General features: G+C 60.0%; 13 protein-coding genes. 5 read left to right on the forward strand and 8 right to left on the reverse strand.

Features of this window, described 5'->3' with window-relative positions; all coding sequences use genetic code 11:
* Positions 1-59: 59 nt before the first annotated feature.
* From DK847_RS08865 to hemE, 7 genes are all read right to left on the reverse strand, one after another.
* A complete protein-coding gene (locus DK847_RS08865) occupies positions 60-893 on the reverse strand; it encodes a ParA family protein (RefSeq protein ID WP_111197860.1) in 834 nt (277 codons plus the stop codon).
* Positions 886-1,512 carry a 16S rRNA (guanine(527)-N(7))-methyltransferase RsmG gene (rsmG, locus tag DK847_RS08870; protein WP_111197862.1) on the reverse strand — a complete coding sequence of 209 codons (627 nt, stop codon included), beginning with the start codon at positions 1,510-1,512 and terminating at the stop codon, positions 886-888. Before rsmG ends, DK847_RS08865 begins: the two co-directional genes overlap by 8 nt.
* On the reverse strand, positions 1,509-3,374 hold the full coding sequence (gene mnmG, locus DK847_RS08875; protein ID WP_111197864.1) for a tRNA uridine-5-carboxymethylaminomethyl(34) synthesis enzyme MnmG: 1,866 nt from the start codon (positions 3,372-3,374) through the stop codon (positions 1,509-1,511). The genes rsmG and mnmG overlap by 4 nt, the downstream gene beginning before the upstream one ends.
* A 63-nt stretch (positions 3,375-3,437) precedes the next feature.
* Positions 3,438-4,763, reverse strand: coding sequence for a tRNA uridine-5-carboxymethylaminomethyl(34) synthesis GTPase MnmE (gene mnmE, locus DK847_RS08880; protein WP_245414564.1), 1,326 nt, complete (start codon positions 4,761-4,763; stop codon positions 3,438-3,440).
* A gap of 42 nt (positions 4,764-4,805) precedes the next feature.
* The gene (gene rho / locus DK847_RS08885; protein ID WP_111198148.1) at positions 4,806-6,071 is read right to left on the reverse strand and encodes a transcription termination factor Rho; all 1,266 of its coding nucleotides are present in this window, start codon (positions 6,069-6,071) and stop codon (positions 4,806-4,808) included.
* 142 nt (positions 6,072-6,213) lie between these two features.
* Positions 6,214-6,651, reverse strand: coding sequence for a protoporphyrinogen oxidase HemJ (hemJ, locus tag DK847_RS08890; protein WP_111198149.1), 438 nt, complete (start codon positions 6,649-6,651; stop codon positions 6,214-6,216).
* The gene (gene hemE, locus DK847_RS08895) at positions 6,644-7,690 is read right to left on the reverse strand and encodes a uroporphyrinogen decarboxylase (protein WP_111197867.1); all 1,047 of its coding nucleotides are present in this window, start codon (positions 7,688-7,690) and stop codon (positions 6,644-6,646) included. Before hemE ends, hemJ begins: the two co-directional genes overlap by 8 nt.
* A gap of 322 nt (positions 7,691-8,012) precedes the next feature.
* Between hemE and DK847_RS08900 the strand changes: the two genes are divergently transcribed.
* Genes DK847_RS08900 through dnaQ form a run of 5 tightly spaced genes read left to right on the forward strand, consistent with a single transcriptional unit; the run spans position 8,013 to position 11,562 of the window.
* Entirely contained in the window at positions 8,013-8,849 is an 837-nt protein-coding gene (locus DK847_RS08900; protein WP_111197869.1) for a pyruvate, water dikinase regulatory protein, read from the forward strand.
* 1 nt (position 8,850) lies between these two features.
* Complete coding sequence (locus tag DK847_RS08905; protein WP_111197870.1) at positions 8,851-9,435, forward strand: Maf family protein; 585 nt, start codon at positions 8,851-8,853, stop codon at positions 9,433-9,435.
* Entirely contained in the window at positions 9,432-10,271 is an 840-nt protein-coding gene (locus DK847_RS08910; protein ID WP_111197872.1) for a shikimate dehydrogenase, read from the forward strand. The genes DK847_RS08905 and DK847_RS08910 overlap by 4 nt, the downstream gene beginning before the upstream one ends.
* The gene (gene coaE, locus DK847_RS08915) at positions 10,268-10,870 is read left to right on the forward strand and encodes a dephospho-CoA kinase (RefSeq protein ID WP_111197873.1); all 603 of its coding nucleotides are present in this window, start codon (positions 10,268-10,270) and stop codon (positions 10,868-10,870) included. The genes DK847_RS08910 and coaE overlap by 4 nt, the downstream gene beginning before the upstream one ends.
* The gene (dnaQ, locus tag DK847_RS08920) at positions 10,870-11,562 is read left to right on the forward strand and encodes a DNA polymerase III subunit epsilon (RefSeq protein ID WP_111197875.1); all 693 of its coding nucleotides are present in this window, start codon (positions 10,870-10,872) and stop codon (positions 11,560-11,562) included. The genes coaE and dnaQ overlap by 1 nt, the downstream gene beginning before the upstream one ends.
* A gap of 1 nt (position 11,563) precedes the next feature.
* On the opposite strand, the gene secB is transcribed toward dnaQ, so the two are convergent.
* Positions 11,564-12,070 carry a protein-export chaperone SecB gene (gene secB / locus DK847_RS08925; RefSeq protein WP_111198151.1) on the reverse strand — a complete coding sequence of 169 codons (507 nt, stop codon included), beginning with the start codon at positions 12,068-12,070 and terminating at the stop codon, positions 11,564-11,566.
* Positions 12,071-12,131: the final 61 nt, after the last annotated feature.

Below are 12,131 nucleotides of genomic sequence, written 5' to 3' on the forward strand. Positions count from 1 at the left end.
TCTCGTCCTACTCTTTTTCTTCGCTACTTCTTCGCTACGCAGTCGTTACGGAATCGAATCTAGGCCGCCCGAAGCTCACGTTCACGCCGGATGATTTCCGAAGCCAGCCGGATATAGGCCTGCGAACCCACACATCCGTTGTCGTAGAGCAGTACCGGCTTGCCGTGCGAAGGCGCCTCGGAAATGCGCACGTTGCGCGGTATGACCGTCTGGTAGACCTTGTCACCCAACACACTGCGCACATCCTCTGCGACTTGTTCGGACAGGTTATTGCGCCGGTCGAACATGGTCAGCACCACGCCCTGGATGGTGAGGCGGGGATTGAGGTTGGTTTTAACCCGTTCCACCGTCTTGATGAGCTGGCTCAGGCCCTCGAGTGCGAAGAACTCGCACTGCAGCGGCACGAGGATGGCGTCGGCCGCCGACAGGGAATTGATTGTGAGCAGGTTCAGCGACGGTGGACAATCGACCAGCACATAGCTGTAGCTGCGTTCCGGATCATTTTCGCGGCACAGTTGTGCGATGGCATCCGCCAGCCGGTAGGTCTTGCGATCAATATCGGCCAACTCAAGCTCGGCGCCGAGAAGATCCATGGTAGAAGGTGCGCAGTGCAGCCGCGGAATGCCGGAGTCGACGATCACATTGCGCAGCGATGCCTCTCCCATGAGAACGTGGTAGGTCGATTTCTGCCCCGGACGCCGGTGCACACCCAATCCAGTACTGGCATTTCCTTGCGGATCCAGGTCCACGATCAGGACCCGTTCACCAACAGCCGCGAGTGCGGTGCCAAGGTTGATTGCCGTCGTGGTCTTGCCCACCCCGCCCTTCTGGTTGGCAACCGTGAGAATGCGCGGGGCCGGTGCAGATGCACTGGCAGGAAGCTGATCAGACACGGGTGGCCTCACGGATTTCGAGAATGACGCCGCGCGAGTCACATTTGCTCGCGTGCTTCAACACATCCATTCTCCAGTATTTTGTGGCTTCGGTCAATTCGGCGTCTACATCTTGTCCCTTGTGAAAAAGACCGATGGACCCCTGGGAGAGGAAGGGTGCGGCATAATCCAGCAGCAGTGGCAGGGGTGCGAGGGCGCGGGCGACGACGCAATCAACACGCGGAACACCTGTCTTGCCGGCGAGGCTTTCAAGCCGGATATTGAAGATTGTTGCGCGGGTACCGGTCAGCCGGGCCGCCTCCCGCAGAAAGGCGGCCTTTTTGCCGTTGCTCTCATAGAGATAGGCCTCAAGATCAGCCGTCATTGCAAGCATCAGACCCGGAATGCCAGCCCCAGATCCCAGTTCGGCGATCCGCGTCGTACCTGACGGGAGGAGCGGCAGAAGCTGAAGGGAGTCGCAGACATGTCTTTGCCAGACGGATCCTACCGTGGCGGGACCGATCAGGTTGATGCGCTGCTGCCAGGTGAGCAACAGTTTCACGTATATTTCGATCTTTTCGCGTGACTCACGTGAAACATCGAAACGATCAAGAATGGCTTGAGCCTCCGGAGAACTCATGCTGCACTCTGCCGATCCCGACGCTTCACGTGGCCCAGAATGACCGCGAGGGCAGCAGGAGTCATTCCATCGATCCGAGAGGCCTGGCCGAGGGTAGCTGGCTGCACGGTGGAAAGCTTGGAGCGAAGCTCGGCTGACAGGCTGGCCATCCCGGTATAGTCCAGTCCGGCAGGGAGGGCGAGATTTTCCTCCCTCCGGAGGGCTGCGATGTCCGCCTCCTGTCGTTCCAGATAACCCGCATAGAGAGCCTCTGCTTCCACCGCCTCCACGACGCCCGGCGAGAGAGTACGAAGCTCGGGCCAGAGAGTGGTAACCCCCGTCCAGCCAATCTCCGGCATGGCAAGAAGGTCAAGGGCAGTGCGCCGCTGGCCGTCCTGGTTGACCTTTAGCCCCCTGCGGGCCGCTTCACCCGACGTGAGCGTACAGGACCGGGCAAGTTCCAGACCTTGTCTGATAGAATTCTCGCGCAGGCGGAAGGCGGATTCCCTGTCGCCGCTGACAAGACCGGCCGCCATGCCGAGCGGCGTGAGCCGGAGGTCCGCGTTATCCGACCGCAGCGAGAGCCGGTACTCGGCCCGCGAGGTGAACATGCGGTAGGGCTCAGCCACACCGCGGGTTACCAGATCGTCGATCATCACGCCGATATAGGCTTTCGAGCGATCAAGCAGCAGGGGCGGCTGTTCACCAGCCCGACGGGCGGCATTGGCGCCCGCAACGAGCCCCTGAGCCGCAGCTTCCTCATAACCCGTGGTGCCATTGATCTGTCCGGCAAGGAATAGTCCGTGAAGTCGCTTAACTTCCAGCGAGGCGGTCAATTCTCGGGGATCAAGATAGTCATACTCGATGGCATACCCCCAGCGCCGGATCACGACATTCTCCAGGCCCGGCATGCTGCGAATGAAGCCTTCCTGAACATCCTCTGGCAGGGAAGTCGAGATACCGTTGGGATAGACTGTGTCGTCATCCAGCCCCTCAGGCTCAAGGAAAACCTGATGACTTTCCTTGTCCCGGAATCGCTGTACCTTGTCCTCGATCGAGGGACAGTATCTTGGCCCCACCCCCTCGATCTGGCCTGAATAGAGCGGCGACCGGTGCATGTTTTCCCGGATCAGGCGATGGCCCGCAGGCGTCGTTGATGTGATGAAGCATGACACCTGCCGCGTTTCTATGCTCCGTGTGAGAAAGGAAAACGGAACCGGGATATCGTCACCCTTCTGTTCCTCAAGTTGGTGCCATGCAATCGTGCCGCCATCCAAGCGCGCAGGTGTGCCAGTCTTGAGACGTCCGAGCTGCAGGCCAAGAGCCGCGAGTTGCTCTGAAAAGCCACGGCTTGGAGGCTCACCATGCCGTCCTGCGGGAATGCGACGGTCGCCGATGTGAATGAGCCCGTTGAGGAAGGTCCCGGTTGTCAGCACCGCCGCATGACAGCGGAGTTCCCGCCCGTCATCGCAGGTAACCCCGGTTACGCGGCCGCCCGCGATACACAAAGCTTGCGCAGCGCCTTCGATAACCGAGAGGTTCGTCTGCGCAGCAATGGCAGCCTGCATTGCGTTACGATACAGCTTTCGGTCTGCCTGCGCTCGAGGACCACGCACGGCTGGACCCTTCGACCTGTTCAAAAGCCTGAATTGAATTCCAGCTAAGTCGGCCACGCGTCCCATAAGGCCGTCAAGCGCGTCTATCTCACGAACCAGATGCCCTTTTCCCAGCCCACCAATGGCCGGATTGCAGGACATTTCGCCTATGGTGCTTGCCCGATGAGTGAGGAGGGCGGTTCGGGCACCCATGCGTGCGGCAGCGGCCGCAGCTTCAGTTCCGGCGTGTCCGCCGCCAATGACGATGACATCAAACTTGGGGTTCATGCCGCCTTCCTACGCCAAGCACGCCGGGAGGTCAAAAGGCGTCAGCGTTTCACGTGAAACAGGTCACTTGCCAATACAAAAGCGGCTAAAGATTTCCCCCAGCCACTCCTCGACACCTATCCGCCCCGTGAGTCGCCCGATTTCTTCAGACGAGCTGCGGATCTGCTCCGCCTTGATCTCGAGATGTTCGGCCGGGACCGCGAGCGCGTCGTTTAGGAGCCGAATCGATCGCTGCACGGCGGCAGTCTGGCGAGCCGATACCAGCAAGGATGACTCGACGTCACCGTAATGGTGCTGAAGAACGGCCGTTAACTTCTGTAGTAATCCGGAAATTCCCTCTCCGGTGAGAGTTGAGACACGGAGCGGGCGATCATCGGACATCGGGTCGTTTCGGAAGAGTCCCGAGTCGAGGTCAGCCTTGTTCTGAACCACCAAGCCCGGCACACCATCGGGCGTTCGGCTTCCTGGCACATCCGACGACCACACCCACACCACAATATCAGCCTCCGCGATGTGGGTCCGGGAGCGGCGGATTCCTTCCTCCTCGACAACATCGGCCGCTCCATCGCGCAATCCAGCCGTATCGGTGAGGTTTACGGGAATGCCGTTGATGTCGAGACTGACCTCAATAGCATCCCGGGTTGTACCTGGGATCTCCGAGACAATGGCCGCCTCGCGGCGCGCCAGTGCGTTCAGCAGACTGGATTTGCCCGTGTTGGGCCGGCCAGCCAAAACCACTCGCACGCCGTCGCGAACCACTTCCGCTGCCGCAGATTTCTGAAGAGCGCTCGACATCTCGGTAGCCAGTATGGAAATGCGGGCATCAATGCCCGATGAGGCTTCTTCGGCAACGCCAGGTTCATCAGCAAAATCAACCACAGCCTCGATATCAGCGCGGATGAGAAGGAGTTGCCGGCGCCAGGCATCGAACACGGAGCTTGCCATTCCGGACATCTGGCGAAAGGCCTGCCGCCGCTGGCCAGCAGTCCTTGCCTGCAGCAGGTCGGCCAAACCCTCCGCCTCCACAAGGTCCATTTTCCCGTTCAGGAATGCACGACGGGTGAATTCACCCGCCTCGGCCGGTCGCAGGCCCGGTTGCCCGTTCAAGGCCTTAAGAACGGCGCCCACCACTGCGGCGCTGCCATGCAAATGAAGCTCGGCGCAGTCTTCGCCAGTAAAAGAACGGGGTGCCGGACTCCAAAGCACCATTCCCCGGTCAAGCGCCTCCCCGGTGACCGGATCTCGGATCGTGCGGAGTGCGACCACCCGCGCAGCGGGCTTCCCGCCGGCGACGCGGGCGAGAACATCGGATGCAGCCGGTCCAGAGATGCGTATGACTGCCACGGCCGATCGCCCGGCCCCGGAGGACAAGGCGAAAATCGTATCCATAGCTGTCATTTCGACCTCGAATCGAACGACGGCGAGCCGTGTTTAGGCGTTCATGGAGTCGAAGAAGTCGCTGTTGCCCTTGGTCTGGCGCAGTTTGTCGAGCAGGAACTCGATGGCGTCTACCGTCCCCATGGGGTTGAGAATACGCCTTAGGACATAAGTCTTCTTGAGTAGATCCGGCTTCACCAGGAGCTCTTCCTTGCGGGTTCCGGAACGGAGGATATCGATGGCCGGGAAAACGCGCTTGTCCGCCACCTTGCGGTCAAGGATGATTTCCGAGTTGCCAGTACCCTTGAACTCTTCGAAAATCACCTCGTCCATGCGGCTGCCGGTATCAATCAGTGCGGTGGCGATGATGGTGAGGGAGCCACCCTCCTCGATGTTGCGCGCCGCACCAAAGAAGCGCTTCGGACGCTGCAGGGCATTGGCGTCAACGCCACCTGTCAGCACCTTGCCGGAGGACGGCACCACGGTGTTGTAGGCGCGACCCAGGCGTGTGATGGAGTCGAGCAGGATCACGACGTCACGACCATGCTCCACAAGGCGCTTGGCCTTCTCGATCACCATTTCCGCCACCTGCACATGGCGAGAGGCAGGTTCGTCGAAGGTGGAGCTGATGACCTCCCCCTTCACCGAGCGCTGCATGTCGGTCACTTCCTCCGGCCGCTCGTCGATGAGCAACACAATGAGGTAGCATTCCGGATGGTTTGCGGTGATGGCATGGGCAATGTTCTGCAGAAGCACCGTCTTGCCGGTGCGGGGCGGGGCAACGATCAGCCCGCGCTGGCCCTTGCCGAGCGGCGAAACGATGTCGATGACCCGGGAGGAGTAATCCTTCTTGGTCGGATCACCCGTCTCCATTTCCAGGCGTTCGTCGGGATAGAGAGGGGTGAGATTATCGAAATGGACCTTGTGGCGGGTCTTTTCCGGATCCTCGAAGTTGATCCGGTTGACCTTTACGAGGGCAAAATATCGCTCGCCCTCCTTTGGGCTGCGGATCTGGCCCTCGACAGTGTCTCCCGTGCGGAGTGTGAACTTCCGGATCTGGCTCGGACTGATATAGATGTCGTCGGGACCGGCCAGGTAATTCGCGTCCGGTGAACGCAGGAAGCCAAAGCCGTCCTGCAGCACTTCGACAACACCTTCGCCGATGATCTCTACGTCGCGGGCAGCAAGGTTCTTGAGAATCGCAAATAGCAACTCTTGCTTGCGAAGAGCACTCGCGTTTTCAACTTCCAGTTCCTCGGCGAGCGAAACGAGCTCAGCCGGTGTCTTCAACTTGAGATCCTGAAGCTTGATCTCTTTCAGGTCAGCAATGGCAGTCATTATCTTTTCACTATGGGGAGTTCCGGCCCTGTGGCGGGAACGTTGAGGCGGGGGCGCATCAAGCCGTCGGCGATGCGAAGCACGCTCAATATAGCCGGTCCGATGGCACCCGCCAACAACAAACTCAGAACGGCTTTATGATCACGAGAATAACGATCCCAATCAGCAACAGCGTCGGGATCTCGTTGATGATGCGAAAGTAGCGTCCCGACCGGGTCTCGCGGTCATCCCGGAAACGCGCAGCATGAACCTCAAGCAACCCATGAAAGCCCAGCATCCCCAGGACCAGCAGCAATTTCAGCCACAGCCAAACGGGCATGGCAAGTTCCCAGCCACCCAGATGAATGAGCATTGCGCCTGTCACAACAGCAACCAGCGCGGCAGGTCGCATAATGGCCTTCAGAAGCCGTCGCTCCATCACCTTGAAAACCGGAGAAATATCATATTTTCCTTCGTTTTCAGCATGATAGACAAATAGACGCGGCAAGTAGAACAGCCCTGCCATCCACGAAATGACGGCCAGGACGTGCACGACCTTCACCCAGCCGTAGGCGTCACTCATCGCAGCGCCTGACTGCATCCACCACCGCGCCAACGACTGCTGGATCGGTTCCAAGCCGTATGCCATGGCCGAGGTTGAAGATATGCCGCTGGCGGTCAACGCTGCCGCAGATGCGACGCACCTCGGCTGCCACGACCTCCGTCCCGGCGAGTAGCGCAACCGGGTCGAGATTGCCCTGCACCACGACGTCCTTCGGCAAATCGGCCAGCTCGAACTCGGTTTCGACTCCAATGGCATTGGCGCCAGGAATTGCCGCCGCCTTGCGCTGGGCCATGCCCACCCCCCGGGCAAAGACGATGACGGGCAACGAGGGATGCCGCGCCTTAACCCCTGCCACCACAGCCGACAGCGGCTTCAACACGAAATCCTCGAGTTCGGTACCAACCAGGTCCCCGGCCCAGGAATCGAAGATCTGCACAGCCTGCGCGCCGGCCTCGGCCTGGGCGGCCAAATAATCGACCGACTCCTTCACCAACCGGTCGATCAAGGCGCAAAACCATGGCTGCCGCTGATAAGCCGCAACCTTTGCCTGGACGCGATCCGAGCTGCCACCTGCCACCATGTAGCTTGCCACGGTCCAGGGAGCCCCACAGAATCCAATCAGCGCATGGTGGGGAGACAGCAATTCCCGGGTAAGCCCGACGGTGCGGCAAACCTGGGTAACCTCGAAACTGCCATCAACCGGCCTCAGGCGAGCCAGGTCCTCCAAACTGCGGACGGTGCCCAAGACTGGGCCTTCACCCTCGGCGAACTTCAGCGGCAGTCCCATGGCGTGGGGAACTACCAGAATGTCAGCGAACAGGATCGCCGCGTCGAGATCATAGCGCCTGAGAGGCTGAACAGTTACCTCAGCCGCCAATTCGGGATTGTAGCAGAGATCGAGGAAGGATCCTGCCTTTTCCCGCACGGCGCGGTACTCCGGCAAGTAGCGCCCCGCCTGGCGCATGAACCACATGGGCCGCCGCTCGGCCGGTTTCCGGGTCAGAACATCGAGTAATGCACTACGGGATGCCGTGACACCCTTCCCTGTCTCTATCATTCTGACTCTTCTTGTCTCTTTTGTTTGGCCTGCCGGAAGCGGGATACAACCCAATCCAATGATCGTCCACAGGTCAAGTGCATCCTTGAACCTTATCGCGAAGCGATCCCCTTAACCAAAATTTAAGACGTGTTAACAGATCGTTAATGCACTACAACCGGTACCACCGTCAGGGCTTCACTCCGGCTTTTGCGGTCTCTTGTCCACAAGCCAGATGCGCTATCGCGCGCCAGGGCCTGTCTGTGGATGGGCACCGGGAGAAACTGGAGAGAGCCCAAGCCACCGCGCCCGATATCAACAGCGTCCACAATCCATCCACACAATGTCCCAGTCCGGCCCACAGCGCTATTTCCATCTTCATCTCGTATCCGATGCCACGGGAGAGACGCTGAATACCGTCGCCAAGGCCGCGGCCGCACAATATTCCGACTTCCGCCCGATCGCCCACATTTATGCACTGGTGCGGACGCCGTCGCAGCTGAACCGCGCACTACGCGAAATCGAGGAGCAGCCGGGCATTGTGCTGTTCACCCTCATCAACCCGGATATCCGCCGTCATCTTGAAGAGCAGTGCGAGGCCATGGGTGTTCCCTGCCTCTCCATCCTCGACCCGATCATTTCAATCCTGTCGCAATATCTCAACGCGACGTCTCGCCCACAGGTGGGCGGACAGCATGCTTTGAATTCCGACTACTTCCGCCGTATCGACGCGCTCAACTTCACCATGGCGCATGATGATGGCCAGAGCATTGACGATCTCGAAAAGGCCGATGTCGTCATCCTCGGCGTGAGCCGGACATCGAAAACTCCGACGTCCATCTACCTTGCGCAGCGCGGTATCCGTACAGCGAATATACCCATCGTGCCAAGCATTCCCGTTCCACAGAAGTTGACTGAACTCAAGGGTCCGCTCATCGTCGGCCTGATTGCCAGTGCAGAACGCATCGCGCAGATCCGGCGGCATCGCTTGCTCTCCTTGAAGGAAAGCCGCGCGACGGACTACATCGATCCACGACAGATTACCGACGAACTGATGCTGATGAAAACCCTATGCTCCAACCATGACTGGCCCATGATCGACGTGACCCGCCGCTCGGTCGAGGAGATCGCTGCCACTATCCTCAACATGCTGTCAGACACCAAGCGTATCGACAAGTGACATGATCGTTCTCGCTTCCACCAGTGCCACCCGACAGGCAATGCTGCGCAATGCTGGTCTGGAGTTCATCGCCACATCGCCGGGAGTTGATGAAAAGTCGCTCATCACGGCCAATCCACACTGGCGACCGCGGGAAACAGCAGTCCGCCTGGCCGAAGCCAAGGCTATCGATGTATCGCAACGCCATGCGCATGCTTTCGTCATAGGCGCCGATCAAGTGCTGGCCCTCGGTGATGGGATCTATGGCAAGCCGCGTGACCGTGCTCATTGCCGTGAGCAACTGCGGCAATTGCGTGGACGCACACATGCTCTGATATCAGCCGTGGTTGTGGCGCATGATGGCAAAATCATGTGGGCGCATGCCGATGAGGCGCTGCTCACCATGCGCGATTACAGCGACGCGTTTCTCGAGAGCTATCTGGATCGGATTGGCGAAGACTGCACGACCTCGGTGGGCGGCTACAAGATCGAGGGTCCAGGTGTGCAGCTGTTCGACAGCATTGCGGGTGACCATTTCACCATCCTTGGCCTGCCACTTGTGCCCCTTCTGGCGCAATTGCGGGCCATCGGGGAAATCGCCTCGTGATCAAGGCTTGTGTCATAGGCTGGCCGATCAGCCATTCGCGTTCTCCGATCATCCACGGCTATTGGCTGCAGCAACACGGCATCAGCGGCAGCTACACGCGCCAGCCTGTCGAGCCATCATCGCTCGAAGCCTTCATGAGTGGCCTGGGGAATAAAGGTTACGCAGGCTGCAATGTCACCATTCCGCACAAGGAAGCAGTGTTCAACCTCGTCAGTCGTGCCGACGACACGACCGAGCGTCTTGGTGCGGTCAACACCGTGTATATCCGTGATGGCCAGCTGCTCGGCACCAACACGGATGGCGAGGGTTTCATCAACAGCCTGAAGCAAGGTGCACCCGAGCTGCAGCTCGCGAATACCCGGACCGTCGTGCTCGGTGCGGGAGGTGCCTCTGTCGCGGTGGTGAATGCCATTCTTGAGCAAGGCGCAACCGAAGTGGTGGTTGCGAACCGCACACGCGAGAAGGCTGAACAACTCCGCGCACGCTTCGGAACACGGGTGGTGCCGATCGACTGGGACAGGGCTCCGGATCACCTTGGCGATTGCAGCCTGCTGGTCAACACCACCTCACTCGGCATGAGAGGCCAGCCAGAACTGGGGATCGACCTGTCGCGACTGGGGGAGAGGACCGTGGTCACCGATATCGTGTACACGCCGCTCCGCACCCGACTTCTTGAAGATGCGGCGGCGCGCGGCAACATTGTTGTGGAGGGGCTCGGCATGTTGTTGCACCAGGCGGTGCGCGGTTTTTCGCTGTGGTTCGGGGTGACCCCCGAGGTCACACCTGAGCTGCGTGAACTCGTCGTCCGCGACATCAATCCGGTCCCTATGACATGATCGTTGCAGGCCTCACAGGCTCGATTGCGATGGGCAAGAGCGAAACGGCGAAGATGTTTGCCGCGCGTGGCATTCCGGTCTTCGACAGCGACGCGGCGGTTCATGAACTCTATGCAAGGGGAGGTGCGGCGGTTGAGCCGCTGCGCGCCCTGGTGCCAGAAGCCGTCATCGATGAGGCTGTTGACCGCCGCAGGCTCGCCGCACTTGTCCAGGCCGATCCTGCACTTCTCGGAAAGATCGAGTCGGTTGTGCACCCGCTCGTGAGGGACCGGCAGACCCACTTCCTCGCCGAAGCCGCACAGCAGTCTGACATCGCCTTGCTGGACATTCCCCTGCTGTTCGAGACACAGCGCGAAAGGGACGTTGATGTCGTGATCGTTGTTTCCACCAATCCCTCGCTGCAGCGCAAGAGGGCCTTGGCGCGTCCCGGCATGTCCGCCGAGAAGTTGGATTTCATCCTGTCTCGACAGATGCCGGACGCGGAGAAGCGCGCACGCGCCGATTTCGTGATAGATACATCCGTCAGCCTTGCCGAGACGGCGCGCGAGGTCGACCGTGTGATCGCATGTATGAGGGAAGCAGGGGAACCTAGAGCATAATGCGGGAAATCATCCTCGATACGGAAACGACCGGCCTCGATCCCGCCACGGGAGACCGGATCGTTGAAATTGGCGCAGTGGAACTGCTGAATCACCTGCCCACTGGCCGCACCTTCCATGTCTATATCAATCCCGAACGGGACATGCCGAAGGAGGCAGAGGCTGTACACGGCCTGTCCAGCGCCTTCCTGAAGGACAAGCCGGTGTTCGGCGCCATTGCCCAGGATTTTCTGCAGTTCATCGGCGAGGATGTGCTGATCATCCACAATGCCAGCTTCGACATGGCTTTCATAAATGCCGAGCTGGGTTTCCTGCGGATGCCCGCGATCCCTCCAGAGCGGGTGATCGACACGCTGCACATCGCCAGGCAGAAACACCCGGGTGCGGGCAACAGCCTGGATGCCTTGTGCCGGCGATACGGCATCGACAACAGCAAGCGCAGCAAGCATGGCGCGCTGCTCGACTCAGAGCTCCTGGCTGAAGTCTATCTGGAACTTATAGGCGGGCGGCAAACCGCCCTGGTTCTCGAGGCCGCAGTGACCAGGAAGGCTGCAGCCGTGGTTGCAACCCAACTGGCGCAGCAGCGCTCTGTTCCACTGCCGAGCAGGCTCACCGAAAGTGAGCGGATAGCCCATGCTGCCTTCGTAGCAGAGCTCGGCGATCAGGCCCTGTGGAAACAGGGCCTGAACTAGCTCAGGCCTGGCCCACGGTCTGCTGTTGCATGCGGCGCTGGTACATCGCAGCAAAGTCGATGGGGTCGAGCATCAGGGGCGGGAAACCACCATTGCGGGTTGCCTCGGCCATGATTTGCCGCGCGAACGGAAATAGCATGCGCGGGCATTCGATGAGAACGGCCGGATGCAGAAGCTGCTGGGGGAAGTTTTCAAGCCGGAAGGTCCCCGCGTAGACGAGTTCAGCCGCGAAAGCGACCTTGTCCTGTGCCATGGCCTTGGCATCGAGGTGCAGTTCAACCTCGAAGTCCGTTGCGGCGAGCGGCCGGGCATTGACGTTCACCGAAACGCTGATTTCTGGCGCTTCCTGGGAGAGCGAGTGCGGTGCATTGGGATTTTCGAAGCTCAGGTCCTTCAGATATTGCCCGAGAATCCGCATGGACGGCTGTTCCTGGGTCGCTTGACCGCCGCCGGCCGCTCCGTTTTCCTGGGTTTCCGGTGCAGCGTCGGACTTCGGGGTATCGGTCATCATCAGCCTCTTTCTGGAAGTGGTTCTCGCTAACATGTGCTCTGCGGGCCCGCAAGCGGGA

It is taken from the genome of Aestuariivirga litoralis, from assembly GCF_003234965.1.
Taxonomy (GTDB): Bacteria; Pseudomonadota; Alphaproteobacteria; order Rhizobiales; family Aestuariivirgaceae; genus Aestuariivirga; species Aestuariivirga litoralis.